Origin of the sequence: Frateuria sp. GZRe12 (genome assembly GCF_051900535.1) — a bacterium.
In the GTDB taxonomy this organism is placed as follows: Bacteria; Pseudomonadota; Gammaproteobacteria; order Xanthomonadales; family Rhodanobacteraceae; genus Frateuria_A.
Genome location: NZ_JBHZGI010000007.1, coordinates 139,508 through 164,693 on the forward strand (window position 1 = coordinate 139,508; position 25,186 = coordinate 164,693).

The 25,186-nt window shown below is 68.2% G+C and carries 27 protein-coding genes; 16 read left to right on the forward strand and 11 right to left on the reverse strand.

Annotated features, from left to right (window positions below):
• Window position 1 precedes the first annotated feature (1 nt).
• The 8 genes from ACFWZ4_RS15000 (at window position 2) to ACFWZ4_RS15035 (ending at window position 8,686) form a co-directional block, all read left to right on the forward strand.
• Window positions 2-1,975, forward strand: coding sequence for a chemotaxis protein CheA (locus ACFWZ4_RS15000; protein ID WP_439705469.1), 1,974 nt, complete (start codon window positions 2-4; stop codon window positions 1,973-1,975).
• A gap of 176 nt (window positions 1,976-2,151) precedes the next feature.
• Window positions 2,152-2,670, forward strand: a complete 519-nt coding sequence (locus ACFWZ4_RS15005) for a chemotaxis protein CheW (protein ID WP_439705470.1) — start codon at window positions 2,152-2,154, stop codon at window positions 2,668-2,670.
• Between the two features lie 12 nt (window positions 2,671-2,682).
• A complete protein-coding gene (locus tag ACFWZ4_RS15010) occupies window positions 2,683-4,407 on the forward strand; it encodes a methyl-accepting chemotaxis protein (RefSeq protein WP_439705471.1) in 1,725 nt (574 codons plus the stop codon).
• A 3-nt stretch (window positions 4,408-4,410) separates the two neighbouring features.
• Window positions 4,411-5,286, forward strand: a complete 876-nt coding sequence (locus ACFWZ4_RS15015) for a CheR family methyltransferase (RefSeq protein ID WP_439705472.1) — start codon at window positions 4,411-4,413, stop codon at window positions 5,284-5,286.
• Window positions 5,283-5,933 carry a chemoreceptor glutamine deamidase CheD gene (gene cheD, locus ACFWZ4_RS15020; RefSeq protein ID WP_439705473.1) on the forward strand — a complete coding sequence of 217 codons (651 nt, stop codon included), beginning with the start codon at window positions 5,283-5,285 and terminating at the stop codon, window positions 5,931-5,933. The genes ACFWZ4_RS15015 and cheD overlap by 4 nt, the downstream gene beginning before the upstream one ends.
• Window positions 5,934-6,071: 138 nt before the next feature.
• Entirely contained in the window at window positions 6,072-7,172 is a 1,101-nt protein-coding gene (locus ACFWZ4_RS15025; RefSeq protein WP_439705474.1) for a protein-glutamate methylesterase/protein-glutamine glutaminase, read from the forward strand.
• A 14-nt stretch (window positions 7,173-7,186) separates the two neighbouring features.
• Window positions 7,187-8,368 carry a methyl-accepting chemotaxis protein gene (locus tag ACFWZ4_RS15030; protein ID WP_439705475.1) on the forward strand — a complete coding sequence of 394 codons (1,182 nt, stop codon included), beginning with the start codon at window positions 7,187-7,189 and terminating at the stop codon, window positions 8,366-8,368.
• Between the two features lie 18 nt (window positions 8,369-8,386).
• Window positions 8,387-8,686: an STAS domain-containing protein gene (locus tag ACFWZ4_RS15035; protein WP_327473266.1), complete on the forward strand. Its 300-nt coding sequence runs from the start codon at window positions 8,387-8,389 to the stop codon at window positions 8,684-8,686.
• A gap of 213 nt (window positions 8,687-8,899) precedes the next feature.
• On the opposite strand, the gene ACFWZ4_RS15040 is transcribed toward ACFWZ4_RS15035, so the two are convergent.
• Window positions 8,900-9,226, reverse strand: coding sequence for a hypothetical protein (locus tag ACFWZ4_RS15040; protein ID WP_439705476.1), 327 nt, complete (start codon window positions 9,224-9,226; stop codon window positions 8,900-8,902).
• A 109-nt stretch (window positions 9,227-9,335) separates the two neighbouring features.
• On the opposite strand from ACFWZ4_RS15040, the gene ACFWZ4_RS15045 reads away from it, so the two are divergent.
• The 3 genes from ACFWZ4_RS15045 (at window position 9,336) to ACFWZ4_RS15055 (ending at window position 12,710) form a co-directional block, all read left to right on the forward strand.
• Window positions 9,336-9,920, forward strand: coding sequence for an RNA polymerase sigma factor (locus tag ACFWZ4_RS15045; protein ID WP_439705477.1), 585 nt, complete (start codon window positions 9,336-9,338; stop codon window positions 9,918-9,920).
• Window positions 9,917-10,357 (forward strand): hypothetical protein, encoded by a 441-nt coding sequence (locus tag ACFWZ4_RS15050; RefSeq protein ID WP_439705478.1) that lies wholly within the window; start codon window positions 9,917-9,919, stop codon window positions 10,355-10,357. Before ACFWZ4_RS15045 ends, ACFWZ4_RS15050 begins: the two co-directional genes overlap by 4 nt.
• Window positions 10,358-10,616: 259 nt before the next feature.
• On the forward strand, window positions 10,617-12,710 hold the full coding sequence (locus ACFWZ4_RS15055; protein WP_439705479.1) for a M13 family metallopeptidase: 2,094 nt from the start codon (window positions 10,617-10,619) through the stop codon (window positions 12,708-12,710).
• Window positions 12,711-12,885: 175 nt separating this feature from the next.
• On the opposite strand, the gene ACFWZ4_RS15060 is transcribed toward ACFWZ4_RS15055, so the two are convergent.
• The 6 genes from ACFWZ4_RS15060 to cdd form a co-directional block, all read right to left on the reverse strand.
• Window positions 12,886-13,236, reverse strand: coding sequence for a hypothetical protein (locus tag ACFWZ4_RS15060; protein WP_439705480.1), 351 nt, complete (start codon window positions 13,234-13,236; stop codon window positions 12,886-12,888).
• 72 nt (window positions 13,237-13,308) lie between these two features.
• On the reverse strand, window positions 13,309-13,893 hold the full coding sequence (locus ACFWZ4_RS15065; protein WP_439705481.1) for an NUDIX hydrolase: 585 nt from the start codon (window positions 13,891-13,893) through the stop codon (window positions 13,309-13,311).
• Window positions 13,894-14,012: 119 nt separating this feature from the next.
• Window positions 14,013-14,384 carry a YciI family protein gene (locus tag ACFWZ4_RS15070; protein WP_439705482.1) on the reverse strand — a complete coding sequence of 124 codons (372 nt, stop codon included), beginning with the start codon at window positions 14,382-14,384 and terminating at the stop codon, window positions 14,013-14,015.
• A gap of 136 nt (window positions 14,385-14,520) precedes the next feature.
• Window positions 14,521-15,426 carry a 5'-3' exonuclease gene (locus ACFWZ4_RS15075; protein ID WP_439705525.1) on the reverse strand — a complete coding sequence of 302 codons (906 nt, stop codon included), beginning with the start codon at window positions 15,424-15,426 and terminating at the stop codon, window positions 14,521-14,523.
• On the reverse strand, window positions 15,423-15,989 hold the full coding sequence (locus tag ACFWZ4_RS15080; RefSeq protein WP_439705483.1) for a nitroreductase family protein: 567 nt from the start codon (window positions 15,987-15,989) through the stop codon (window positions 15,423-15,425). Before ACFWZ4_RS15080 ends, ACFWZ4_RS15075 begins: the two co-directional genes overlap by 4 nt.
• Before the next feature lie 131 nt (window positions 15,990-16,120).
• On the reverse strand, window positions 16,121-16,522 hold the full coding sequence (cdd, locus tag ACFWZ4_RS15085; protein ID WP_439705484.1) for a cytidine deaminase: 402 nt from the start codon (window positions 16,520-16,522) through the stop codon (window positions 16,121-16,123).
• 163 nt (window positions 16,523-16,685) lie between these two features.
• On the opposite strand from cdd, the gene ACFWZ4_RS15090 reads away from it, so the two are divergent.
• Window positions 16,686-17,795, forward strand: a complete 1,110-nt coding sequence (locus ACFWZ4_RS15090) for an NAD(P) transhydrogenase subunit alpha (RefSeq protein ID WP_439705485.1) — start codon at window positions 16,686-16,688, stop codon at window positions 17,793-17,795.
• A 91-nt stretch (window positions 17,796-17,886) separates the two neighbouring features.
• Here the strand turns inward: ACFWZ4_RS15090 and ACFWZ4_RS15095 are convergent, their stop codons facing one another.
• The 3 genes from ACFWZ4_RS15095 to ACFWZ4_RS15105 are packed head-to-tail and all read right to left on the reverse strand — an operon-like array spanning window position 17,887 to window position 19,436.
• On the reverse strand, window positions 17,887-18,420 hold the full coding sequence (locus ACFWZ4_RS15095) for a DUF3106 domain-containing protein (protein WP_439705486.1): 534 nt from the start codon (window positions 18,418-18,420) through the stop codon (window positions 17,887-17,889).
• A 3-nt stretch (window positions 18,421-18,423) separates the two neighbouring features.
• On the reverse strand, window positions 18,424-18,855 hold the full coding sequence (locus tag ACFWZ4_RS15100) for a hypothetical protein (protein WP_439705487.1): 432 nt from the start codon (window positions 18,853-18,855) through the stop codon (window positions 18,424-18,426).
• A complete protein-coding gene (locus tag ACFWZ4_RS15105; RefSeq protein WP_439705488.1) occupies window positions 18,852-19,436 on the reverse strand; it encodes an RNA polymerase sigma factor in 585 nt (194 codons plus the stop codon). Before ACFWZ4_RS15105 ends, ACFWZ4_RS15100 begins: the two co-directional genes overlap by 4 nt.
• A 144-nt stretch (window positions 19,437-19,580) precedes the next feature.
• Here ACFWZ4_RS15105 and ACFWZ4_RS15110 point away from each other — a divergent pair, with 144 nt between their 5' ends.
• Window positions 19,581-19,883: an NAD(P) transhydrogenase subunit alpha gene (locus ACFWZ4_RS15110; RefSeq protein WP_439705489.1), complete on the forward strand. Its 303-nt coding sequence runs from the start codon at window positions 19,581-19,583 to the stop codon at window positions 19,881-19,883.
• Complete coding sequence (locus ACFWZ4_RS15115) at window positions 19,883-21,310, forward strand: NAD(P)(+) transhydrogenase (Re/Si-specific) subunit beta (protein ID WP_439705490.1); 1,428 nt, start codon at window positions 19,883-19,885, stop codon at window positions 21,308-21,310. The genes ACFWZ4_RS15110 and ACFWZ4_RS15115 overlap by 1 nt, the downstream gene beginning before the upstream one ends.
• A 62-nt stretch (window positions 21,311-21,372) precedes the next feature.
• Here the strand turns inward: ACFWZ4_RS15115 and ACFWZ4_RS15120 are convergent, their stop codons facing one another.
• Window positions 21,373-21,795: a hypothetical protein gene (locus tag ACFWZ4_RS15120; RefSeq protein WP_439705491.1), complete on the reverse strand. Its 423-nt coding sequence runs from the start codon at window positions 21,793-21,795 to the stop codon at window positions 21,373-21,375.
• Between the two features lie 230 nt (window positions 21,796-22,025).
• On the opposite strand from ACFWZ4_RS15120, the gene sufT reads away from it, so the two are divergent.
• The gene (gene sufT, locus ACFWZ4_RS15125; protein WP_439705492.1) at window positions 22,026-22,583 is read left to right on the forward strand and encodes a putative Fe-S cluster assembly protein SufT; all 558 of its coding nucleotides are present in this window, start codon (window positions 22,026-22,028) and stop codon (window positions 22,581-22,583) included.
• Window positions 22,584-23,024: 441 nt separating this feature from the next.
• Complete coding sequence (locus ACFWZ4_RS15130) at window positions 23,025-25,172, forward strand: M4 family metallopeptidase (RefSeq protein WP_439705493.1); 2,148 nt, start codon at window positions 23,025-23,027, stop codon at window positions 25,170-25,172.
• The last annotated feature ends 14 nt before the right edge of the window (window positions 25,173-25,186 follow it).

Consider the following 25,186-nt stretch of genomic DNA (forward strand, 5'->3'; position numbering starts at 1 on the left):
CATGAGCAACGCGGGCCTGGCGCAGTTCCAACAAGTATTCATCGAGGAGAGCCTGGAAGGGCTCGACACAATGGAATCCTCGCTGCTCGCGCTGGACGAGGGCGGCGACGGGGAACTGGTGCACACCATCTTCCGCGCGGCGCACTCGATCAAGGGCGGCGCGGCCACCTTCGGCTTCCCGGAGATGGCCTCGTTCACCCATGAGGCCGAGTCGCTGCTGGACGAGGTGCGCGGCGGCAAGCGGGCGATCGACAAGCCGATCGTCGAGCTGTTGCTGCGCTCGGTGGATTGCCTGCGTGGCATGTTCGACCGCGCCAGGGCCGGCCAGCCATTGAACGACACCGTTTCCGACGGCGTGCGTGGCGAACTGGCGGCAATGATGGGCCGCGAGGCGCCCGCGCAGGCGGGCCCGGCCCGCCGTGCCGGCGACCAGGCCGAGGCCTGGACGATCCGTTTCCAGCCGCACGCGGGCATGCTCGCGGGCGGCAACGATCCGCTGCGGCTGATCCGCGAGCTGGCCGGGCTGGGCGAACTCGCCATCGAGGCCGACCTCTCGCGCCTGCCGGCGCTGGCCAAGCTGGACCCGTCCGAATGCCACCTGGGCTGGAACATCGAGCTCAAGGCCCCGGTCAAGCGCGAGGACATCGCGGCGGTGTTCGACTGGGTCGAAGGCGAGTGCGACCTGACCATCGAGGCCATGCCGAGCGCGGTGGTGGCGCCCGCCGCGGCCCCGGCGCCTGCCCCGGCGAACATCGCCGATGCGGCTGCCGCGCGTGGCACGCGCGAGGCGAGCGCCGAATCGAGTTCCGTGCGCGTGGCGATCGACAAGATCGACAGCATGATCAACCTGGTGGGCGAGCTGGTGATCACCCAGTCCATGCTCGACACCTTCCGCGAGGATTTCGACCCGGCCCGGCTGCCGTTGCTGCAGCAGGGCCTGGTCCAGCTTGCCCGCCATGCGCGCGAGCTGCAGGAAAGCGTGATGGGCATCCGCATGCTGCCCATCGCCTCGGTGTTCAACCGCTTCCCGCGGCTGGTGCGCGACCTGAGCCAGAAGCTGGGCAAGCAGGTGAAGCTGGAGCTGCACGGCGAGCAGACCGAACTGGACAAGACCGTGCTGGAAAAGATCGGCGACCCGATGGTGCATCTGGTGCGCAACGCGATCGACCACGGCCTGGAAATGCCCGACAAGCGCCGTGCCGCCGGCAAGCACGAGATGGGCACGCTCAAGCTCGACGCCTTCCATCGCGGCGGCAACATCGTGGTGGAGGTGTCCGACGACGGCGCCGGCCTCAACCGCGAGGCGATCGTGAACAAGGCGATCGAGCGCGGCCTGATCGCCAGCGGCGAAGGCCTGAGCGAGGAGGCGGTCGGCGAGCTGATCTTCCAGCCGGGCTTCTCCACCGCCGCCGTCACCACCGACCTTTCCGGCCGCGGCGTGGGCATGGACGTGGTCCGCCGCAACGTTTCGGACCTCGGCGGCACGGTGACCATCCGCAGCAAGCCGGGGCAGGGCAGCGTGTTCACCATCACCCTGCCGCTCACGCTCGCGATCATCGACGGCCTCACCGCCGCGGTGGGCCAGGAGCGCTACATCGTGCCGCTGGTGTCGATCGTCGAATCGGTGCAGCTCAAGCCCGAGGCGCTCAAGACCGTGGTCGGCGGCGGCGAGTTGTTCCGCTTCCGCGGCGAATACCTGCCGGTATTGCGCCTGCACGAACTGTTCGGCTGCGACGGTGCCAAGCGGTCGATCGAAGATGGGCTGCTGATCGTGGTCGAGGGCGACGGTTCCCGCGTGGGGCTGTTCGTCGACGGCCTGGTCGGGCAGCAGCAGGCGGTGGTCAAGTCGCTGGAAGCGAACTACCGCCGCGTGCAGGGCGTCTCCGGCGCAACCATCCTGGCCGATGGCGCGGTGGCGCTGATCGTCGACATCGCCGGCTTGGTGCGCCTGCACAGCCGCCGCAAAGCCGCCTGACCCCCGGATTTCCCGTAGGGCGCCCTTGGGCGCGACCGCGATGCCACGCAGGCATGTTGGTCGCGCCAAGGGCGCTCCTGTGTCCGGAAACCGCGACGCGCGCACGTTCCTCTGCTCAAGAACCCCGCCCGGCAGCCGATAGACCCTTGTCTCGGTATCTCACCGCGGAAACGCAAATGAACCATCCAGCGAACCCCGCCGCCCCGGAAACGGCCGCAGCGGTCCAGTACCTCACCGTGAACCTCGCGCACGAGGAATACGCGATCGACATCCTGGCCGTGCGCGAGATCCGCGGCTGGACGCCGGTCACGCGCATTCCCCAGGCGCCGCACTACGTGCTCGGCGTGCTCAACCTGCGCGGCGCCATCGTGCCGGTGCTGGACCTGCGCCTGCGCTTCGGCCTTGCGCGCGAGGAGTACACGGCGACTACCGTCACGGTGATCGTCACCGTCGCCGAGCGCCTTTTCGGCGTGATCGTCGATGCCGTCTCCGACGTGCTGGACGTTAGCCCGGACCAGGTGCGCCCGGTGCCGGACATGGGCACCACCGTGGACACCGAATACCTGAAGGGACTGACCGCCGTCGAGGAGCGCATGGTGCTGCTCCTGGACGTGGACAAACTGCTGCAACCGCAGGACGCGCAGATGCTGGAAGCCGCCTTGCCCGCGGCCAATGACGTTAAAGCCGTGGCCTGACAGGAACCACCGATGAAAATGCCCAAGTTCAAGTTCAAGATTCCCTCCCTCACCGTGCGCGGCCGGCTGCGCCTGGTCATGGGCATGCTGATGCTGATGCTGGTCGGTGGTGCCGTGATCGGCATCGGCTCGATGCAGCTGCAGAACGAAAGCATGCGCGCGACCTACGAGAACGAGATCGTTCCCGCCCAGATCGTGGCGCAGTTGCAGCAGAGCTCGCTGTTGTCCTTCATCGTGCTGGGCGAGGCGGGCAACCTGGTCGGCAAGCCGGCGCTCAAGCAGAAGCTGACCGAATTCGGCGAGCACCAGGCGAACGTGGTCAAGTACAAGAAGATGCTCGAGGGCTTCCCCAAGAGCGAGGCGATCGCCAAGCAGTACAAGGACTACCTGTCGACCAACGAGGACTACCAGAGCGCCAAGAAGGACATGCTGGACGCGCTCAACCAGAACGACACCGGGGCGCTGGACGTGCTCGACATGGAAGTGCGCCCGTTGCTGATGCTGCGCCAGCAATCGCTGGCGAAGCTGGCCGACCTGCAGCGCGCTGAAGCGCAAGGCATCTACGAGACGCAGGTCGGCCGCTTCAAGCTGATCCGCGCGATCAGCATCGGCGCACTTGTCGCCGGTCTGCTGATCGCCGCCTGGATGGCGCTTTCGCTCAGCCGCTCGATCGTCGGCACGCTGGCCTATGCCGGCCGGGTTGCCCGCGAGATCGCCCAGGGCAAGCTTGGTCACGCCATCGAGGTCAAGCGCAACGACGAGCTGGGCCAGTTGCTGGAAGCCTTCCGCACCATGGACGAGCGCCTGTCGGCGATCGTGGGCGAGGTTCGCCACGGCTCCGGCGCGGTGAGCACCGCCGCGCAGCAGATCGCCCGCGGCAACGACGATCTTTCGCAGCGTACGCAGGAACAGGCGTCCAGCCTGGAGGAAACCGCCTCCTCGATGGAGGAGATGACCTCCACCGTGAAGCAGAACGCCGAGAACGCCAGCCACGCCAACCAGCTGGCCCGCGGCGCCCGCGAGCAGGCCGAGCGTGGCGGTGAGGTGGCTTCGCAGGCGGTCGTGGCGATGAAGGAGATCAACGCCTCCAGCCGCAAGATTTCCGACATCGTCAGCCTGATCGACGAGATCGCCTTCCAGACCAACCTGCTCTCGCTCAACGCGGCCGTGGAAGCGGCGCGCGCCGGCGAGCAGGGCCGCGGCTTCGCGGTGGTCGCCACCGAGGTGCGCAACCTGGCGCAGCGCTCGGCCGGCGCGGCCAAGGAGATCAAGGCGCTGATCAACGACAGCGCGGAGAAGGTCAAGGCCGGTTCCGACCTGGTCGACCAGTCGGGCAAGGCGCTCGCCGAGATCGTCGACAGCGTCAAGAAGGTCACCGACATCGTGGCCGAGATCGCCGCGGCCAGCCAGGAGCAGTCCGCCGGCATCGACCAGGTCAACCACGCCGTGCTGCAGATGGACGAGATGACCCAGCAGAACGCCGCGCTGGTGGAGGAGGCCGCCGCGGCCGCCCGCGCCATGCAGGAGCAGGCGGGCGAGCTGTCGCGCCAGGTCGCGTTCTTCCGCCTCGAGGGCGACGCCGCGCCGGCGCCCGCGCCGGTGAAGCCGCAGTCGTCCGTGGTCGCCGAGGCCGAGGCGGTGTTCGCCGCCGTGCGCAACACGCCGCCGGTGCGCGCCATGCGCTCGGCCGAACCGGCCGCGGTGGCTGCCGACGCGGGCGTGTGGAAGGAGTTCTGAGCGATGAACGCGGTCGCCAGCCAGGACCATGCGACGGCCGGCCTCACCGGCCCCGCGCTCGGCGATGACGAGTTCCAGTTCCTGCGCACGTTTGTCTACCAGCACTGCGGCATCGCGCTCAGCGAGCAGAAACACCAGCTGGTGCAGGGACGCCTGGTGCGTCGCCTGCGCGCGCTGGGCCTGAAGGGCTTCGATGCCTACTGCCAGCTGCTGCGCACCGACCCCGACAGCGAGCTGGGCGAGCTGGCCAGCGCGATCAGCACCAACGTGACGGCGTTCTTCCGCGAGGTGCATCACTTCGAGGCGCTGACGAACGAGATGCTGCCGCGCTGGCTGGAGCAGAAGCGTCGCGAAGGCGACCGCCTGCGCATCTGGTCGGCCGGCTGTTCCAGCGGCGAGGAGCCCTATTCGCTGGCGATGGTGCTGGCCGAAGCGCTGGAACGCTGCGGCCGCAGCATCGACGCGAAGATCCTGGCTACCGATCTTTCGCCCGCGGCGCTGGCCGCGGCACAGAAGGGCGTCTATTCCATCGAACGGCTGGAAGGCGTCAGCGCCGAACGCCGCCATCGCTGGTTCCTGCGCGGCGAGGGTGAGTACGCCGGACTGGCCTGCGTGCACCCGAAGCTGCGCGAGCTGGTCACCATCGCGCCGCTCAACCTGCTGCACGACTGGCCGATGCAGGGGCCGTTCGACGCGATCTTCTGCCGCAACGTGGTGATCTATTTCGACCAGCCGACCAAGCAGAAGCTGTTCCGCCGCTTCGCGCGGCTGCTGCCCGCGGGTGGCCCGCTGTTCCTGGGCCATTCCGAATCCATGCACGGTCTCTCCGACGAATTCGAACTGATCGGCCGCACCATCTATCGGAAAAAGACTGCATGACCCAGGTCGTCGCGAGGCTGCCCCTGGGCCAGGCCGTCGCACCCGCTTTACCCGGTTTCGAGCATCTGCGCAGGTTCTGGGACCCGACCCACCAGTGCGTCACCGCGAAGGTGTTGCCCGGCGAGTTCTACGTGTGCACGCAGGAGGAAATGATTTCCACCGTGCTGGGTTCGTGCATCGCCGCCTGCATCCGCGACCGCCGCCGGCGCGTCGGCGGCATGAACCACTTCATGCTGCCCGAGCCGGTGGGCGAGCGCGACGGCTGGTCGGCCGCGGTCGGCCGCGCGGCGCGCTACGGCTCCGACGCGATGGAGCAGTTGATCAACGCCATCCTCAAGGCCGGGGGCCATCGCGAGGACCTGGAGGTCAAGGTCTTCGGTGGCGGCCGCGTGCTGGCGCAGATGACCGACGTCGGCCGGCGCAACATCGAATTCATCCAGCGCTACCTCGCCACCGAAAAACTCGAGGTGGCCGCCTCCGACCTCGGCGACGTGTATCCGCGCCAGGTCCAGTACTTCCCGGCCAGCGGCAGGGTGCGCGTGCGCCAGCTGCGCGGCACGCGCGACGCGGCGCTGGTCGACGGCGAGCGTGGCTACCTCAAGCGTTTGGCAAACGATCCGATAAAGGGAGAGGTGGAGCTGTTCTGACCTCCGGTGGCGCTGGGCCGTGGGGGCGCGGCATCCGCCGTCCGGCGGCGCCCACTTCCGGTGCAGACGGATCAACGCCCTCACGACCCAGCGCCATCGCTCCACTTCATTCACAGGCAAGCTTCGAGACATAACGGCATGGACAAGGTGCGAGTTCTGGTAGTCGACGATTCCGCACTGGTGCGCAAGCTCCTGTCCTCCATGCTTGCCTCCGATCCGCAGATCGAGGTGGTCGGCACCGCCGCCGATCCGCTGATCGCGCGCGACAAGATCAAGCAGTTGAACCCGGACGTGCTCACGCTCGACGTCGAGATGCCGCGCATGGACGGGCTGACCTTCCTGGAAAACCTGATGCGCCTGCGGCCGATGCCGGTGGTGATGGTGTCCTCGCTGACCGAGCAGGGCGCCGATATCACCCTGCGTGCGCTGGAACTGGGCGCGGTGGATTTCTTCACCAAGCCGTCCAGCGACTTGGCGAACGTATTCGCCGCCAGCGCGCAGGACATCTGCGCCAAGGTGAAGACCGCCGCGCGCGCGAAGCCCCGCGCGCGCGCCACCGTGCGCAAGCTGGACGTGGCGCCGCGGCTGTCGGCCGACGCCGTGCTCCCGCTGTCGCAATCGGCCGGCACGCGCGGCGGCAGCCCGATCATCGCGATCGGGGCGTCTACCGGCGGTACCGAGGCGATCCGCGCCGTGCTGGAGGCGATGCCGCCGGATGCGCCGCCCATCGTCATCACCCAGCACATCCCCGCCGCCTTCAGCGGTCCGTTCGCCACGCGCATGGACAACTGCTCGGCGATGCGCGTGTGCGAGGCGCGCGACGGCCAGCCGATCCAGCAGGGCCACGCCTACATCGCGCCGGGCTCGCAGCACCTGCTGGTGATGTGGGACGGCGCCAAGTATGTCTGCCGCCTGCACGACGGTCCGCCGGTGAACCGGCACAAGCCCAGTGTCGACGTGCTGTTCCGCTCGATGGCGGCCAGCGTCGGCAAGGCCGCGGTCGCCGCGCTGCTCACCGGCATGGGCGACGACGGTGCGCGAGGGCTGCTGGAGCTGTCCCAGGCCGGTGCCGCGACGCTGGTGCAGGACGAAGAAAGCTCGGTGGTGTGGGGCATGCCCGGCGCCGCCTGGAAACTCGGCGCCGCCCGCGAAGCGCTACCGCTGGACCAGATTGCCGCGCGCCTGCTGAAGCTGGCGCGCCAACCCCTCGACAGCGCCCCGCGCGTCGCCGCCCTTTGAATGCGGACGAACCCATGAACACCATCCTCTCCTTCTTCCATACCCGCCACCTGGTCGGCTTCTCGGCCAGCGCCGTGGCGCTCCTGGTCAGCCTGCTCTGGCATCCGGCCTGGCTCGCGCCGGTGCTGGTGATCGCGCTGGCCGCCGCCTGGATCGTCGAGGCCCGCCGCAGCGCGGCCGCCGTCGAGGCGGTCGTGCCGGAGGCGGTCGATTCCACGCCCGTGCGCGAGGCGCTGGAAGACGTGCGCAGCGCGCTGGTCGACGAACTGGGCCACGCTACCCGCGAACTGCACCAGGGCCTGGACCTGCTGCGCGACGCGGTGCAGGAACTGGGCGGCGGCTTCGACGGCCTGTCGCAGAAGACCGGCCTGCAGCAGTCGCTGCTCAAGCAGATCATCGACGCGCAGAACGGCGGCGTATCCGTGCAGGACTTCGCCGCGCGCACGTCCGACCTGCTGGAACACTTCGTCGGCATGATCGTGCAGATGTCGCGCGAGAGCCTGCGCATCGTCTACCGCATCGACGGCATGGCCAAGGAGATGGACGCGGTTTTCGGCCTGCTCAAGAACGTCAACACGATCGCCGAGGAAACCAACCTGCTTGCTCTCAACGCGTCGATCGAGGCGGCGCGCGCGGGTGAATCCGGCCGCGGTTTCGCGGTGGTGGCGGGCGAGATCCGCAACCTCGCCAGCAACTCCAACCAATTCAACGAGCAGATCGGCAGCCACGTCGAGCGCGCCCGCGCCGCGATGGAACAGTTGCGCGGGCTGGTCGGCACGATGGCCTCGCAGGACCTGAACGTCGCGCTGTCGGCCAAGGGCGGCATCGACGCGATGATGGCGCACGTCACCGAGTCGGACGCGCGCACCAATGCGGTCGCCGACCAGGTGGTCGAGATCAACCGCGGCCTGGGTTCGGACGTCTCCACCACGATCCGCTCGCTGCAGTTCGAAGACATCCTGAGCCAGCTCCTGCAGCAGACCCGCTCGCGCCTGGTCGAACTGCAGGAAATCACCGCCGACTGCACCCGCGACATCGAGGAGCTGGCCTGCAGCAAGATCGACGCGGCGGCGCTGGAGGCCCGAGCCCAGCGCGTGCGCGCCCGCCTGGCGGTGCAGCGCGAGAAGGCCCGCCTGCGCTCGCGCGGCCCGGCGCTGCAGAGCTCGATGGACGCCGGCGAGATCGAACTTTTCTAAGGAACCTGGGCCATGAGCATCAACGTCCACCACGACAGCGACACCGACTGCCTGACCCTGCACCTGGGCGAGCACTTCGACTTCAGCATGCACCGCGACTTCCACGACGCCTGCCTGGGCTCGGGCCTCAAGGCGCGCAGCTACGTGATCGACCTGGGCGAAGTCACCCGCATGGACAGCTCCGCGCTGGGCATGCTGTTGTTGCTGCGCGAGCACGCCGGCGCCGACCGCGCCGAGATCCGCATCGTCAATGCCCGCGACGAACTGCGCGGCACGCTGCGCGTGGCCGGCTTCGACAAGCTGTTCGTGCTGCACTGACGTATCTGGCTCCCTGCCCCCTGCGGAAAGAGGGTTGGGCGAGAGGGCGGGCTCGCCGGAAACCCTCTTTAGCGGGTCGGGCTTCGGCCGGCCAGCGCAGAGACGTTCATAAGAAAAAGGGTGGGCAAAAGCCCACCCTCTTGGCCCTGACAGGGCTCTCCGCGAGCCTCGGCCCCTTTCTTTCCCCGGAGGGAGAGGGAGCGGAGCAAGGGCTCAGGCCAGCTTCCGCGCGATCGCGTAGAACACCAGGTTGCCCAGCCCGGTCGCGCCGGCGAGCACGGCAACCATGCCGGGTGTCAGGTCCTGCCAGCCGAACGCCTGGATCAGGCCGAAGCCGATCGCCAGCGCCACCAGCACGATGCCCCAGTGCAGCGATGAATGGCGGCGACGCAATTCGTCGCCCTGCAATACCGAGCGCACCAGCTCTTCCGAACCGCCCACGGTCACCATCTGCCGGCGTACCCGTGCGTCGACGATCACCTTGATCGCGTAGACGATGCAGATGAAGAGGGTGATGGGGATGAGAATCTCGAAGTTCACGGCGTTGCTCCTGTGGTGAAGGGGTTCGGCACAAGAGAGACGACGACCGCCTCGACGGTTGCACTCCGGCACTTGCAACCGTTTGGCCCTCGCGCGTATCCCATGGGCGATGGACGAACGCTCTGCAACCAACCCGGACCGCGAACTGGTCGATGCCGTGCTGCGCGGCGCGCCCGGCGCGTTCGAGCGTCTCGTGCGCGCCTACCAGGGCCTGTGCTGGCACATCATCTACCGCATGGTCCGCCACCCGGAAGACGCGCGTGAGCTGTGCCAGGAGACCTTCCTTCGCGTGCACCAGTGCCTGCACCAGTACCGCTACGAGAGCGCGCTGAAATCCTGGATCGGGCAGGTCGCCTACTCGATCGCGCTGCGCCACCTGCAGCGCAAGCGCATCCCGTTGTTCGAGCCGGTCGCGGACGAAGAGGCCACCTCGCCGCTGGAAAACCTGGGCGGGGATTTCGACCTGGAGCAGGCCTTCGGCGACGCGCAGGTCGCGCGTCGCCTGCACGCCGCCATCGACGCGCTGCCGCCGGTGCAGCGCACGGTGCTCACGCTCTACCATCTGGAGGAGGCCAGCATCCCGGAGATCGGGACGATCACCGGCCTGGCCTCCGGCACCATCAAGAGTCACCTGTTCCGCGCGCGCCTGCGCCTTCGTGGCGTACTGGAAGGCCCGCTGGGAGTCGCCGTATGAACCACGATCCGCGTTTGTCCCCCTCGGAAGAGTACGAATGGTCCTTGCAGGAACGGGCGCTGGCCGACCAACGCGCCGGCCTCGATCCCACGGGGGGCGATGCGTCCCTGGGCACCTACCGCCTGATGGCACAGCTGCTTGCGCAGCCACCGGAGGACCAGTTGCCCGCCGATTTCGCCCGGCGCGTGGCGCGGCAGGTGCAGCCGGGCGCGCGCCTGGACACCCGCCTGGAGCGCGGCCTGCTCGGGCTGCTCGTCGTGACGATGGCCGTGGCAGGATTCGCCGTGGTTGTCATCTACGGCGGCGCGTGGCTGCCCGCGCTCGACCAGGGCATGCTCGGTGCATGGCTGGCCAAGCCCTGGGCCTGGGTCCTCGTGGCCTGCCTGGGCCTCTCCCGCATGTCCCGGCACTGGCTGCACCACGACCAGCCCGCTTGACCATGCCCACTCCCTCTCCCCTCCGGAGAGGGGCCGGGATGAGGGGCGGGGCTCGCGTAAAAGCCACCCGGGCCCTTGCCGTAGTCCGTTCGTGGGCCATGGCTTTCCGCGACCGTCGACGCACGGGTCGCCCCGCACGCAGGCCTCCTGCGGACGCTCGCCTGACCCCGGGACCAGCTTGACTAGCCCAGAGGTCATGCACGCCCCTTTGCCGGTTCGCGGCTATCGTGGGCGCCTGTTTCGGCGTGGAGCGAAGGCTATGCAAGCGATGCGATGGATGGTGGCGACCGCACTGCTGTGCGGTTCGGCGGTGAGCGCGGGGGCGTTCGCGGCGGCGGCCCAGCAGGGCAAGGCGCCGGCGGGCATTCCGGCCGGTGGCGCGATGGGCGTGGACCTGGCCGGCATGGACCACTCGGTCAAGCCGGGCGACGATTTCGACAACTTCGCCAACGGCACCTGGCGCAAGACCGCGGTGATCCCGGCCGACCGCGCGAGCACCGGCATTTTCCTGCAGGTGTTCCAGAAGGCCGAGAAGCGCAACGCGCAGATCATCCGCGAGGCCGGCGCCGGTCATCCGGCCGCAGGCAGCGACCAGCGCAGGATCGCCGACTACTACGCCGCTTTCATGAACGAGGCGGCGATCGAAAAGGCGGGCCTGGCGCCGCTCAAACCGGAACTGGACAGGATCGCCGCGATCCGCGACCGCACCGATCTTTCGCGCGTGCTCGGCGGCCAGTTGCGTGCCGACGTCGACCCGATCAATGCGACGAACTGGGAGACCGAGCATCTGTTCGGCCTGTTCGTCACGCAGGGCCTGGAAGATCCCTCGCACAACATCGCCTACCTGCTGCAGGGCGGCCTGGGCATGCCCAACCGCGACTACTACCTCAGCGACGACAAGGAGATGGCCGGCTTCCGGGACAAGTACAAGGCCTACATGGCCGCCACGCTGCAGCGCGCGGGCGTGGCCGACGCGCAGGCCAAGGCCGACGCCATCTTCGGGTTGGAGATGAAGATCGCCAAGGCGCAGTCGAGCCTCGTCGAGAGCGAGGACGTGCACAAGGCGAACAACCCCTGGCCGGCCAGCAGCTACGCGCAGAAGGCGCCGGGCATGGACTGGAACGCCTACTTCGAGGCCGCCGGCCTCACCGGCCAGCCAGTGGTCGACGCGTGGCAGCCGGAGGCGATCAAGGGCCTCTCGGCGCTGGTCGCCAGCGAGCCGCTGGAGACCTGGAAGGACTACCTCACTTTCCACACCATCAACGAGAGCGCCGGCCTGCTGCCCAAGGCCTACGCCAACGCCAGCTTCGAGTTCTACGGCCACACGCTGACCGGCACGCCCAAGCAGCGCGACCGCTGGAAGCGCGCGATCGGCGCGGTCAACAACGACCTGGGCGACGCGGTCGGCCAGATCTACGTCAAGAAATACTTCCCGGCCTCGTCCAAGGCCGAAGTGCAGGACATGGTCAAGAACATCCTGGCCGCGTTCGACGAGCGCGTGGACCAGCTGGACTGGATGACCGACGCCACCAAGCAGAAGGCCAAGGCCAAGATCGAATCGCTGAAGGTCGGCGTGGGCTACCCGGAAACCTGGCGCGACTACAGCGCGCTGGTGATCAAGCCGGACGACGCGCTGGGCAACCACCTGCGCGCGGTCGAGCAGGAGTTCCGCCACCAAAAGGCCAAGCTCGGCCAGAGCGTGGACCGTGGCGAGTGGTGGATGACGCCGCAGACCGTCAACGCGGTGAACCTGCCCTTGCAGAACGCGCTCAACTTCCCGGCGGCGATCCTGGAAGCGCCGTTCTTCGATCCGAAGGCGGACGCGGCGGCCAACTACGGTTCCATCGGCGCGGTGATCGGCCACGAGATCAGCCACAGCTTCGACAACACCGGCGCCGAGTTCGATGCCCAGGGCCGCCTGGCCAACTGGTGGACGCCCGAAGACCTGGCCCACTTCAAGGCTGCCGGCCAGAAGCTGGTCGAACAGTACAACGCCTACGAGCCGTTGCCCGGGCTGCACATCAATGGCCAGCAGACCCTCGGCGAGAACATCGCCGATGTCTCGGGCCTGACCGCTGCCTGGATCGCCTACCAGAAATCGCTGGGCGGCAAGCCGGCGCCGGAGATGCACGGGCTGAGCGGCGCGCAGCGCTTCTTCCTGGCCTTCGCGCAGTCCTGGCGCAGCAAGACCCGCGACGCGGCGCTGCGCCAGCAGGTCATCACCGACGGCCACGCGCCGGGTCGCTTCCGCGCACAGACCGTGCGCAACATCGACGCGTGGTACCAGGCGTTCGATCCCAAGCCGGGGCAGAAGCTCTACCTCGACCCGAAGCAGCGCGTGCACATCTGGTAGCGGACCAAGCTCCCTCTCCCCTGGCTCTGATCAAAGATGGGGGAGAGGGTTGGGGTGAGGGGCCGGGGCTCGCCAGAATGCCCGGGTGCCGAACGACGATTCGAAGAAATCCTGGATCGCAGGCAACAAAAAGGCCCCAATCGGGGCCTTTTTGCTGGTGCATCCAGTCCGATGCTTACCAGGTACGCACGTTCGCCACGCCGGCGGTAAAGCTCTGCATGTCCGACTGGTAGCGGAACAGGCGGCCCAGGTCGAAGTCGACCGACTGACCCGGGGCGATATTGGCGGTACCGGCCGGCCAGCCCTTCTTGCTCGCCAGCACCTTGCCGCTGGAATCCTTGGCGTCGATGGAAATCTGGGCGGCCGCGGGCTCGGCGCAATGGTTGACCAACTGGCCCTTCAGGCTCAGGCGGCCGCCGCTGGCGGCGATCTTGAAATCCTGCACGGCGAAGTCGGTCGGCGAGCAGGCGGCATGCGCGGCCATCGGCGCGAGCAGGAACAGGGCGGAGGCGAACAGGATTTTCATGGCGGATTCCGTGGCATTAGGGATGTCGATAGGAGGCGACACCCTCGGGAATCGGCCGCTGCCGCGAAATCTTTAGCCCGTATGCCCCGTCCGGGACCCGGCCTGGGCTGCGTGTTCCAGGAACCACAGGCCGGCAAATAGCTTCGGGTCGATCGAATACCCTTCCGCCGCCCGGGCGAACAGCCAGGCGCCAGCCTCCTGGCGTGGCACTTCATGGACCACGATGTTCTCGCTCTCGTCCCCGCCGCCGGCGCCTACCCGGACCAGGTCGTGGGCGCGCACGAAGGCGATCATCTCGGTGCTCATGCCCGAGGAAGAAGGGCCCTCGTGGATGAACTCCACCTGCCCGCAACGGTAGCCGGTCTCTTCCTCCAGCTCGCGCGCGGCCGCCAGCAGCGCACTTTCGTCCGACTGGTGGGCCAAATCGCCCACCAGGCCAGCCGGCATTTCGATGGTGTGCTTTAGGATCGACACGCGGTACTGCTCGACGAACAGCACGCAATCGTCCGGCGTCAACGCCACGATGATCACCGCCCCGCCGGGGTTGTTGCGCTCGGCGTACTCCCAGCGCCCGCGCTTGCGCAGGCTCAGCCAGCGGCCTTCGCAAAGGGTTTCGACGGGGGCGCGGGCGTCGTCGGGAATGCGGTTGTCGTTCATGGGGCTATCGGCGCAAGAAGTACGGCATGGTGCCGCGCTTGGCTTGACCGGGCAATCGCCTCCGCTTTCGGCCGCGAGCAGGACACGGACGCACGCCCAATCAACTGCCTTAATACCCTTCATCGAGCCATGTAGAAATCCAGGGGGATCAGCTCAACGGCCCATCCGCCTTCTTCGCCCACCGTGGCGGCCGGATGCATGGATGCGATGCCCAGGGCCTCGTCGAGGCTGTCCGCCTCGATGATGAAGAGGCCGCCCACCACTTCCTTCGACTCGGTGTAAGGCCCGTCGCTGATCTGCGTCTTGCCGCTGCGCGGGCGAAGTGACCTCCAGCCGTCCAGATCGCCGAGCGACGCGGAAACCAGGACCTTGCCGGTAGCGTGCATCTTCTCGTCCAGTGCCGGGCATTGGCTGACCAATGCCTTGACATCGTCCGGCGCCAGTTCGGCGAATTTTTCGGGGGTGAAGTAGGCCAGGCCGAGGTATTTCATGGGAACTCCTTTGTCTGTGATGCATTGACGACGAAGAGGTTGCCCCGAAATCGACAATGCCCGGGAAGGGTTGGTACCTGGCGGCCAGCGTTGCGGATCGATAACGGACATCGCCCCGCCATCGCGTGGGGGGAATTCAATCCGTGCCGAGGCCCGCCAACGCTCGCAACCGCGAGCGGGTCAGCGGCCCGAGGCGCAGCTGATCGCACACCGCCTCCAGCTGTCCGTTGCCCGCCCGTCGGCGCAGTGCATCGGCGGTCGGCGCGACGGGTGCATCCAGCGCGATACGGGTGAGGCGACGGCACAACAAGGCCAGCTCCGCATGCTCGCGCAGCCGTGCGGCGCAGGCGGCGGCGCCGCGGATGCGCAGGAAGGCGACCTCGTCGACGCGTTCCAGCAGCACGTCCAGGCTGCCGAAGTGGGCCAGCAGGGCGGCCGCGGTCTTTGCGCCGATGCCGGGCACGCCAGGAATGTTGTCCACCGCGTCACCGCACAGTGCCAGGTAGTCGGCGACCTGGTGCGGGTGCACACCGAGCTTCTCGTGCACGCCGGCCGGGCCCCAGCGCATGTTGCGGGCGAAGTCCCATTGTTCGTCGCGTTCGCCCAGCAACTGCCCGAAGTCCTTGTCGGCCGAGACGATCACGCTGTCCAGGCCGTGGCCACGCAGGCTCCACAGCGCGCTGCCGATCAGGTCGTCGGCTTCGTAGCTGTGGTCGATCAGCACGGTGATGCCGAGCGCCTCGGTGATCGCGCGGCAGAGCACGAACTGGCGCTCCAGGTCCGGCGGCGGCAGTTCGCGGTTGGCCTTGTACGCCGGGTAGATGGCGTTGCGGAAGGAACTGGTCAGCGAGGCGTCGAAGGCCACCGCGACGTGTTCGGCGCGGCTCTTTTCCAGCAGCTCGCAGAGGAAACGGGTAAAGCCGTGCACGGCATTGACCGGATGGCCGTCGGCATCGTGGAACTGGTCGGGCATCGAGTGCCAGGCGCGGAACACATACAGGCTGCCGTCGACCAGATGGACAGCGGGCGTCGCGGAGGTCATGGCGTCCACGTCGACAGCACCTGGGCGACCGTCGGCCGTTCGCGATCGGGCACCTCGATCTGCGGCGTGCCGATGTGCACGAAGCCGATCACCCGTTCGTTGCCAGCAAGCCGCAGGATCGCGGCGACGGCCTCGTCGTACGCCGCCCAGCCGGTCAGCCATTGCGCGCCGTAGCCCAGCGCATGCGCGCCCAGCAGCAGGTTGTAGGCCACGCAGCCGGCGGCGATCTCCTGCTCGATCGGCGGCACCTTGCTGCCCGCGGTGACCCGCGCGACCACGACCAGCACCAAGGGGGCGAAGGCGTAGCGGGTGCGCTCTTTCTCGCGCTTGGACTCGGACAACGCCGGGTTGCGCGCGGCGATCGCGGCCAGCTGGTCGCCGAACGCCTGCTTGGCCTCGCCGCGCAGTTCGATCAACCGGAACGGCACCAGCTTGCCGTGATCCGGAACGCGCACGGCGGCTTCCAGCAGTGCGTGCAGTTCGGCACCCTGCGGCGCCGGCTCGCCGAGCTGGCGCGAAGGGACGGAGTGGCGCTGCATCAGCAGCTCGAGCGCAGGGGGCATGGCGGGCTCGGAAAAGGGCGGGTCGCCCATGATAGCCGCCACGGCCGGGTGAGGTCCGTGTGCGCAGGGTCGGCATCTGCCCCGCGCTCGCGCGGGCGGTGGAAGCGAAGCCCATCCCGCGCTGCGCAATATCAGGGAAGGCGGAACGAGCCGGGCAGCAGCTGACCGACGGTGGTCTCCTCCAGCGCATCGGCGAGGTTGCCCATCAGCACCGGCATGGTCTCGTCACAGAGTTCGGCCATCACCTGCCGGCAGGCGCCGCAGGGGCTCACCGGCCCGGGCGTGTCGGCGATCACCGCCAGTTGCACGAAATCGCCAGGCCGGCAGCCGGCCGCGACGGCGCTGAACAGCGCGGTGCGCTCGGCGCAGTTGCACAGGCCGTAGGAGGCGTTTTCCACGTTGCAGCCGGTGAAGATGCGGCCATCGCGGGTGGTGACGGCGGCGCCGACGCGAAAGTTCGAATAGGGCGCATACGCCAGCTTGCGCGCCTCGCGGGCGGCGAGCATCAGCGGATCGACGACGGGAACGGGCATCGGAGTAACCATGGGATCTCCCTTGCAAAGACCCCGTGTGCGCCAGCCGTGGCACTGCCGGTGGGCCAGTCTACTGCGCCTGGCTCGGCGCCGGTCAAGCGGGCCAGTGCTTGCGGCCCTGGCCGTTGGGCTAGGATGAGCCGTCAGTTCCCGGGGGGACCGTATGGCGATCACGGTAGGCGCGTTGCGCGAGGTGGCGGCGGGCGAGCGGCGGGTGGCGATCACGCCCGAGATCGCGCGCAAGCTGCGCGGCAAGGATGTGAGGGTGCTGCTGGAGCGCGGCGCAGGGGCAGCCGCGGGCTTCCCGGACGCGACGTATGTCGATGTCGAGTTTGCCGATGCTTCGCAAGTGCTCGCGCAAGCGGACCTGCTGGCGTGCGTGCTGCCGCCGGCGGACGAGGCGCTGGGACAGTTGCGCGAGGGCGCAGTCGTGGTCGGCCAACTGCGCCCGCACGGCGCGGCCGCGCGCATCGTGGCGCTGGGCAAGCGGCGGCTCACCGCTTTTGCGCTGGAACTGCTGCCGCGCACCACCCGCGCCCAGGCGATGGACGTGCTCAGTTCCCAGGCGGCGGTGGCCGGCTACCGCGCGATGTTGATCGCCGCCGAAGCCTGCCCGAAGTTCTTTCCCATGCTGACCACGGCCGCCGGGACCATCCGTCCCTCGCGTGTGCTGGTGATCGGCGCCGGTGTGGCCGGCCTCCAGGCGATCGCCACGGCGCGGCGGCTTGGCGCGCAGATCGAGGGCTACGACGTGCGGCCCGAAACGCGCGAGCAGGTCGAATCGCTGGGCGCCAAATTCCTCGATCTTGGGGTCAGCGCCGCCGGCAGCGGCGGTTACGCGCGCGAGCTGTCGGAAGATGAGCGCCGCGCGCAGCAGCAGGCGCTGGCCGAGCATTTCAAGGTCGTGGACGTGATCGTGAGCACCGCGGCGGTGCCCGGTCGCCCGGCACCGAAGATCCTGACGGCGGCGATGGTCGAAGGCATGAAGCCGGGCGCGCTGATCGTGGACCTCGCCGCCGAAAGCGGCGGCAACTGCGAGCTGACCCGGCCGGGCGAGCGCGTGGATCATTCGGGGGTCACCATCCTCGGGCCGCTCAACCTGCCCGCCGGCGCACCGTTGCATGCGTCGGAGATGTATGCGCGCAACGTGTTCAACTTCGTCGAGCTGCTGTTGCGCGATGGTGCACTGGAGCCGGATTTCGAAGATGAGCTGGTTGCCAGGACCTGCCTGACGCAGGATGGCGAGCCGCGGTTTCCTGGTCAGGCGGCGTAACCACCGCACACCCTCCAAAGGGGATGTCCGGAACGCCGGGCTCGCGGCTCACTCCCGATTAATGGGGTGCCGGGGCAGGGATGGATTCCAGTCAGTGGCCTGGCGGACGCCGGGGCGGCGGAGGCGGCGCGGGCGGAGGCGGCCCCGGCGGATGCTCAAGCCCCTGCAACCGCTGCTCGATCGTCTGCGAGCGCCACTGCCGCAGCAGCCGCTCGCGTTGGTCGGGCGGCATGTGCTGGAACTGCTCGTAGGCCTCGTGCAGTCGCGCGCGTTGCTCCGGCGGCAGGCGGTGGAACTTGTGCATGTTCTCGCGGGCGCGTTCGCGCTGCTCCGGCGACATCGTCTGCCAGCGGGCGATGCGCTGACGGATTTCCTCGCGCCGGTCAGGCGGCAGGGTGACCCAATGTTCGGCGCGCTTGAGCATGTGCGCCTGCTTGCGTGGCGACATCTCGTTCCAGTGCCCGCGCAGTGGGGCGAGCACGTCCTGCTGGGCCGGATCCAGACTCTGCCAGGGGCGCGGAGCCGCGGGCGCGGAAGATGCGCTGGGCGGCGGCGCGTCCTGCGCTTGCAGCGGCGCGACGCCGGCCAGGGCAAACAGCAGTGGGAGCAGTGCGAAGCGGATCATGGTTCAGCGACGTACCTTCACGCGGTCGTTGGCGGCCAGCCAACCGTAGAAATCGAGGTTTTGATACAGCTGCGGATCGGCGCTGTCGGCGTCCGGCGGCAGGTCGCTGTCGGCGTCGACGGTAGTCGCCGCCGGCACCGCGTGCGAAGGCGCGTGGTCCATGTTGCGCAGCGGTTGCCAGATCATCAGCGTGGCCAGCGCGAGCACCGCGAAGGCGCCGGCCGGCAGCAGCAGGCGCGGGACCAGACGGGCGGGCGCCGGTCGCGCGGCCTCCAGCGCCTGCCGGCGCGCGGCGCGCAGGCGGCCGGCGGTGGCCGGGTCGAGTTGCCGGCTGGCATCCAGGTACAGCGCACGGGCGCGCCGAGCCAGCTTGTCCGGATCGGGCCTGTCAGGACGGGACTTGTCGGGACGGCACTTATCGGGATCGGGCGTCATTGCCAGTCCTCCAGTTGGTCGCGCAGATGGTGCATGGCGCGCGACAGGTGGGTTTTCACGCTGCCTTCGGAGCAGCCCATGGCCTGGGCGGTCTGCGCCACGTCCAGGCCTTCGAGCATGCGCAGCAGGAACGCTTCGCGCTGGCGCTGCGGCAGGCGCTGCACCGCGGCGGCGATGTCGGCCCAGGACTGGCTGTCGTGCAGCCGCTGCAGTGGGCTCGGGCCGTTGTCGGGCGGCTCCCACGCGGGGAGGTCCTCGCCCTCGTCGTCGCGCCCACCAAGCCAGCCGACCACGATCGAGCGCACCTTGCGGCGACGCTGCAGGTCCACGATCCGCCGGCGCAGGATGCCCCAGAACAGCGGCGTCCATTCCTGCGCGGGCTTGTCCCGGTAGCTCCTGACCAGCCGCAGCATGGCGTCCTGCACCGCATCAAGCGCGTCCTCGCGATGGCCCAGCTGCAGTTCGGCCAGGCGGAAGGCGCGGCGTTCCACGTCGGCCAGGAACGCGTCCAGCGTCGCCGGCACGGCGCGCTCCTGGGGTGCCAGCAGGTCGCTGTCCAGGGTGCCTGCAAGGCTGTTCATGGCATCGAGATCCGCGTCATCGGCGCGCTGGCCCGGTTCCGGTTCGGTCGGATGCTTCAACGCGGCACGCTCGCACGGGTTGACGCGCGACCGTATGATGCGGTCGCAACCGCTCGAAGGGGCGTGCGAACAGGGGAAGGGGTCATGCTCGACGGTTTCCTGGCGCTGTATGTCTTCATGCTCGCGGCCTTTACCGGCTACGAGATCATCGCGCGGGTGCCGGTGATCCTGCACACGCCGCTGATGTCCGGTTCGAACTTCATTCACGGGATCGTGCTGGTCGGCGCCATGATCGCGCTGGGGCACGCGCAGACACCACTGGAAATCGGTATCGGCTTCGTCGGCGTGCTGCTGGGCGCCGGCAACGCGGCAGGCGGCTACGTGGTCACCGAGCGGATGCTGGAGATGTTCAAGTCCAGCCGCCCCGGCGGCGGGGAGTCTCGCTGATGGCCTGGCTGCCGGGGGTGATCAAGGGCTGCTACTTCCTCGCCGCGTTGCTGTTCATCCTGGGCTTGAAGCGGATGAGTTCCCCGCGCAGCGCGCGCGGCGGCATCGTGTGGGCCGGCGTGGGCATGGCGCTGGCGGTGGCGGCGACTTTCGCGTTGCCGGGACTTGCCAACCGCGGACTGATCCTGGCCGCGTTGCTGCTGGGCACACTGGCCGCGTGGTGGTCCGGACGCCGCGTGGCGATGACCGCCATGCCGCAGATGGTGGCGCTGTACAACGGCATGGGCGGCGGCGCCGCGGCGGCGATCGGTGCGGCCGAGCTGGTCGCCTTCTCGGGTGCGGCGGTCACCCTGCTCGACGGCGGCCGCTTCAGCGCTGACGGGCAGGCGCCTGGCACCGTGCAGCTCGCGCTGGCCGTGCTGGGGGCGTTGATCGGTGCGGTGAGCTTTTCCGGTTCGTTGGTCGCCTTCGCCAAGTTGCAGGGTTGGCTGGACCGGCGTTTCGTGTTTCCGGGCCAGCGCGCGTTCAACCTGCTGTTGCTGGTGCTTGCCATCGCGCTGGGCGCGGTACTGGTCACCGGCACGCTTGCGCCGTGGGCCATTGCGGGGTTCTTCGCGCTGGCACTGCTGTTCGGACTGATGATGACGTTGCCGATCGGCGGCGCCGACATGCCGGTGGTGATCTCGCTGTACAACGCGTTCACCGGGCTGGCGGTGGCGTTCGAGGGTTTCGTGCTGGGCAACGAGGCGATGATCATCGCCGGTACCGTGGTCGGCGCTGCCGGCACGCTGCTTACCCAGCTGATGGCCCGGGCGATGAATCGCTCGCTGGGCAACGTGCTGTTCGGCAGTTTCGGCGCCACCACGGGTGCGGCGCAGGTGATCGGCGGCGCGCAGAAACCGGTCGAGGCGAGCGACGCGGCCGTGATGATGGCCTACGCCGAGCGCGTGGTGATCGTGCCCGGCTACGGCATGGCCGTGGCGCAGGCGCAGCACAAGGTGTGGGAGTTCGCGCGGCAGCTGATCGAGCGCGGCGTCAAGGTGAAGTTCGCCATTCATCCGGTGGCCGGGCGCATGCCGGGACACATGAACGTGCTGCTCGCCGAGGCCGGCGTGCCGTACGACCTGATCGCGGACATGGACGAGATCAACGCCGAATTCCCCAGCACCGACGTGGCGCTCGTGATCGGCGCCAACGACGTGGTCAACCCGCTGGCCAAGACCGATCCGGCCTCGCCGATCTACGGCATGCCGATCCTGGACGTGGCGGCGGCGCGGAACGTCATCGTGGTCAAGCGCGGCAAGGGCACCGGTTTTGCCGGCATCGAGAACGCGCTGTTCTACGCGGACAACGCGCGGATGCTGTACGGCGACGGGCAGGCCGTGGCGGCGGAGCTGGTGGCGGCGCTCAAGACGCTGGACGCGTAGTGGCGTTGGGTGGGCGCCAGCCCACCAGGGATCGTGAGCGAGGCGCTGGCCGAAGCCCGTCCTTACGAAGCCTTGCGCGGCTGGCGACTGGCGATCCAGGCGGCCAGCAATGCGCCGGCCAGGGTGAACGCGATACCGGTCGGTCGTACCGCCAGTTCGGCCAGCGACAGCAACATCGTCAGGCCGGCCCCGCGCAGCGCGTCGAGCAGGCCCATGCCCATGGAGCCGGCGATGCGCGCGGCAGCGGTCAGCACGTCCACGTAAACGGCAGCGAGCACGGTCGCGCCCGCGGCCAGCACGGCCGCCACGCGCCCGGCCGGTCGCACCCAGCTGCGGATGGCCAGCGCCAGCAGGGCGCCGACCAGCAGCGCAAGCGCGGGCAGCGGGCGTTGCAGCGCCATCGTCGGAAGCATCCAGACCGCACCGGCAGCGAGGCCCAGCATGGCCGCGCTGAAGGCGGCGAACAGCACCGGGATCAGGCGCACGGGCACAGACCATGCGGTGGTGGAAGGTGGAACGGCATGCGGCTCCCGGATCGTCGAAACAAACGCACATGATAACCCGCGCAAGCGTCCAGCCTGGCTGGGTGCGCCTGCCCATCGCTTGAGATCGGCCGCTCTGGCCTGATCTTGATCAGCGGCTTACGCCGCGGGCGCGGCATAATAGGCCGCTTCCGCCGCGTCCCCGCGCGGCCTCGAGTATCGGCAGGATCGGCATGAGTGGTTTCAGTCTGAGCAGCGAACCCTTCACCCTGGAACGCGACTGCATGGCCGTGATGGTCCCGCAGGGCGAGAGCGTGACGCTGCCGGCCGGCCAGATCGGCTACATCACCCAGGCCCTGGGCGGCAGCTTCACCGTGTACGTGGAAGGCAACCTGTTCCGCATCGCCGGCCACGACGCCGACGCGCTGGGCAAGGAGCCGCCGCCACCGATCGAGCTGGCCGCCGATGCGAGCGACCAGGACGTGGAGAAGCTGGTCTGGCAGCAACTGCGTACGGTGTTCGACCCGGAGATCCCGATCAACGTGGTGGAACTGGGGCTGGTCTACGACGTCTCGATCGAAGCGGGCGACAACGCAACGCGCAAGGTCTACGTAAAGATGACACTGACCGCGCCCGGTTGCGGCATGGGCGATATCCTGGTCGACGACGTGCGCACGAAACTGGAGCTGATCCCCACAGTCGGCGAGGCGGATGTCGACCTGGTATTCGATCCGCCGTGGAATCATTCGATGATGTCGGATGCGGCAAAGCTCGAGACCGGCATGCTCTAGCGAACCCTTCGCAAACCTTCCCAAAGCCCGGCATGTCCGGGCTTTTTTATTGCGTGTGCGATGCATGATCGACAGGCCTGTAAGCGGCCCCGCCACGCGGTTTTCGCGCAGTGCTAACAGCGACCATCACAATTCGGTTACCTAGGAAAAATTCACTCTTGACCCCTCCGCAAGCGGGCTCTTAATGTCGACGAATCCGTTGGCGGGGAGGTTGACGGATGGTCCTGCAGCGACGCTAAGGGGTTCCTGCGTTGCCCTCGCATGATGAGCCCGCGTACTGCCCTCGCATGGAAGAAAGGGAGAAGCAGCGCGCATCGGGATGCAGCCGGGACCGTTGGCAAACAGTGGCGCCGTGCCCCGCACGGCTAATTCACGCATGGGGTCCGAAGTGACCGCATCAGGTTCGCTCGCCCCGAATTTCTCTTTTATGGAGTACCTGAAATGCCAAGTAATGTCCGTCTGAAGCTTCTGGTTGCCGCCATCGGTATGGCGTGTGCCTCCACCGCGATGGCAGCAAACAGCGAGCGCGTGAACGTGCAAAACCTCGGTGCGGTGCCGGCCGGCAGCCTCGCGACGCGTTTGAACCTCGGCGCGAACATGTCGCTGACCGCACGCAGCACCGCGCACCTGCCCAACGGCAAGCAGGTCGTGCGCCAGCAGCAGATGTACCGCGGCGTGCCGGTATACGGCCGCAGCGTTGCGGTGGAACAGGACGCGCATGGCAACGTGCTGCACGCGTCCGGCAACGTGATGAAGCTGCCGGCCAACCTCGCCGCGCCGCTCTCGGTCACCCCGAAGCTGAGCGGCGCCCAGGCCATCGCCAAGCTGCAGGCCCACGCGCACACCACGCTGGCCGGTGGCGCGTCCATCTACAACAAGAAGGCCGACCTGTTCGTCTATCCGCAGGAAAACGGCTCGCCGCGCCTGGTCTACCTCACCTCCTACGTCGTCGGTGGCCAGCATCCGAGCCGCCCGACCGCGATCGTCGATGCGCACACCGGCGCGGTGATCCAGAGCTGGGATGGCCTGACCGACGCCACCGCCAACGGTCCCGGCGGCAATCAAAAGACCGGCGAGTACTACTACGGCACCGACTACCCGGCGCTGCAGGTCACCCAGTCCGGCAGCACCTGCACCCTGCAGAACACCAACGTCGTCACCTACAACCTCAACCACGGCACCAGCGGCGGCACCCTGGTCAGCTTCACCTGCCCGACCAGCAACACCGATCCGATCAATGGCGCCTACTCGCCGGTCAATGACGCGCACCACTTCGGCGGCGTGGTCCACGACATGTACGTTGCGTACAACGGCGCGGCCCCGCTCAACATGCAGCTGCGCATGAACGTGCACTACAAGAGCAATTACGAGAACGCGTTCTGGGACGGCACCGCCATGTACTTCGGCGATGGCGCCAGCACCTTCTATCCGCTGGTCTCGCTCGACGTGACCAGCCACGAGATCAGCCACGGCTATACCGAGCAGAACTCCGGTCTGCAGTACAGCGGCCAGTCGGGCGGCATGAACGAAGCCTATTCGGACATCGCCGGCGAAGCGGCCGAATTCTATGACCGCGGCCAGGCCGACTTCCTGGTGGGCGCCGACATCATGAAGAGCGGCACCGCGCTGCGCTTCATGTGCAACCCGCCGCAGGATGGCGGCTCGATCGACAACGCGGCCGACTACACCAGCGGCCTGGACGTGCATTATTCCTCCGGCGTCTACAACAAGGCGTTCTGCCTGCTCGCAAAGACGTCCGGCTGGGACGTGAAGAAGGCCTTCCAGTCGTTCGCGCTGGCCAACAAGTCGTACTGGACCGCGACCTCCAACTTCAACGACGGCGCCTGCGGCGTGGAGTCGGCCGCGACCGCCCTCGGCTATAGCTCGACCGATGTGGCGTCCGCCTTTACCCAGGTTGGTGTCACCTGCCCGAGCGGCGGTGGCGGTGGCGGCGGTGGCAGCACGGTCGAACTGCAGAACGGCGTGGCCGTGACCGGCGTGTCCGGTTCGGCGGGCCAGGACCATGACTACCTGATCAAGGTGCCCTCGGGCGCCTCCAACCTGGTGATGTCGATCTCCGGCGGCAGCGGCGATGCGGACCTGTACACCAAGTTCGGCTCCGCGCCGACGCTGAGCAGCTACGACTGCCGTCCGTACAAGACCGGCAACAGCGAGAGCTGCTCGGTCTCCGCGCCGCAGGCGGGCACCTACTACATCAAGGTGCACGGCTACTCCTCGTACTCGAGCGTGACGGTGAAGGCCTCCTACAGCACCGGCGGCGGCAGCGGCGGCGGCACTACCACGGTGAACCTGCCGACCGTGAGCACCGGCAACTGGTCAGCGACGTATACCGAGACGGTGCAGGCCGGTCAAACGGCGAAGTTCGCCATCTCCGGCGGCACCGGTGATGCGGACCTGTACGTCCGGGCAGGCTCCGCGCCGACCACCACCAGCTACAGCTGCCGCCCGTACCTCACCGGCAACAACGAGAGCTGCACCTTCACCCCGTCGACGACCACCACCTATTACATCAAGGTGCGTGCGTACCAGACGTTCTCGGGTGTGACGCTGACCGAAACGCTCAACTGAGGTCCGACCCGGGT

Coding starts and splice junctions, on each gene's coding strand:
- ACFWZ4_RS15050 (WP_439705478.1), top strand. CDS start 9,917: ATGAACCACGATCCGCGTTTGTCCCCCTCGGAAGAGTACGAATGGTCC.
- cdd (WP_439705484.1), bottom strand. CDS start 16,522: ATGCCCGTTCCCGTCGTCGATCCGCTGATGCTCGCCGCCCGCGAGGCG.
- ACFWZ4_RS15010 (WP_439705471.1), top strand. CDS start 2,683: ATGAAAATGCCCAAGTTCAAGTTCAAGATTCCCTCCCTCACCGTGCGC.
- ACFWZ4_RS15000 (WP_439705469.1), top strand. CDS start 2: ATGAGCAACGCGGGCCTGGCGCAGTTCCAACAAGTATTCATCGAGGAG.
- ACFWZ4_RS15080 (WP_439705483.1), bottom strand. CDS start 15,989: ATGCCCCCTGCGCTCGAGCTGCTGATGCAGCGCCACTCCGTCCCTTCG.
- ACFWZ4_RS15130 (WP_439705493.1), top strand. CDS start 23,025: ATGCCAAGTAATGTCCGTCTGAAGCTTCTGGTTGCCGCCATCGGTATG.
- ACFWZ4_RS15075 (WP_439705525.1), bottom strand. CDS start 15,426: ATGACCTCCGCGACGCCCGCTGTCCATCTGGTCGACGGCAGCCTGTAT.
- ACFWZ4_RS15090 (WP_439705485.1), top strand. CDS start 16,686: ATGGCGATCACGGTAGGCGCGTTGCGCGAGGTGGCGGCGGGCGAGCGG.
- ACFWZ4_RS15100 (WP_439705487.1), bottom strand. CDS start 18,855: ATGACGCCCGATCCCGATAAGTGCCGTCCCGACAAGTCCCGTCCTGAC.
- ACFWZ4_RS15065 (WP_439705481.1), bottom strand. CDS start 13,893: ATGAACGACAACCGCATTCCCGACGACGCCCGCGCCCCCGTCGAAACC.
- sufT (WP_439705492.1), top strand. CDS start 22,026: ATGAGTGGTTTCAGTCTGAGCAGCGAACCCTTCACCCTGGAACGCGAC.
- ACFWZ4_RS15025 (WP_439705474.1), top strand. CDS start 6,072: ATGGACAAGGTGCGAGTTCTGGTAGTCGACGATTCCGCACTGGTGCGC.
- ACFWZ4_RS15015 (WP_439705472.1), top strand. CDS start 4,411: ATGAACGCGGTCGCCAGCCAGGACCATGCGACGGCCGGCCTCACCGGC.
- ACFWZ4_RS15115 (WP_439705490.1), top strand. CDS start 19,883: ATGGCCTGGCTGCCGGGGGTGATCAAGGGCTGCTACTTCCTCGCCGCG.
- ACFWZ4_RS15055 (WP_439705479.1), top strand. CDS start 10,617: ATGCAAGCGATGCGATGGATGGTGGCGACCGCACTGCTGTGCGGTTCG.
- ACFWZ4_RS15110 (WP_439705489.1), top strand. CDS start 19,581: ATGCTCGACGGTTTCCTGGCGCTGTATGTCTTCATGCTCGCGGCCTTT.
- ACFWZ4_RS15005 (WP_439705470.1), top strand. CDS start 2,152: ATGAACCATCCAGCGAACCCCGCCGCCCCGGAAACGGCCGCAGCGGTC.
- ACFWZ4_RS15045 (WP_439705477.1), top strand. CDS start 9,336: ATGGACGAACGCTCTGCAACCAACCCGGACCGCGAACTGGTCGATGCC.
- cheD (WP_439705473.1), top strand. CDS start 5,283: ATGACCCAGGTCGTCGCGAGGCTGCCCCTGGGCCAGGCCGTCGCACCC.
- ACFWZ4_RS15105 (WP_439705488.1), bottom strand. CDS start 19,436: ATGAACAGCCTTGCAGGCACCCTGGACAGCGACCTGCTGGCACCCCAG.
- ACFWZ4_RS15095 (WP_439705486.1), bottom strand. CDS start 18,420: ATGATCCGCTTCGCACTGCTCCCACTGCTGTTTGCCCTGGCCGGCGTC.
- ACFWZ4_RS15060 (WP_439705480.1), bottom strand. CDS start 13,236: ATGAAAATCCTGTTCGCCTCCGCCCTGTTCCTGCTCGCGCCGATGGCC.
- ACFWZ4_RS15030 (WP_439705475.1), top strand. CDS start 7,187: ATGAACACCATCCTCTCCTTCTTCCATACCCGCCACCTGGTCGGCTTC.
- ACFWZ4_RS15070 (WP_439705482.1), bottom strand. CDS start 14,384: ATGAAATACCTCGGCCTGGCCTACTTCACCCCCGAAAAATTCGCCGAA.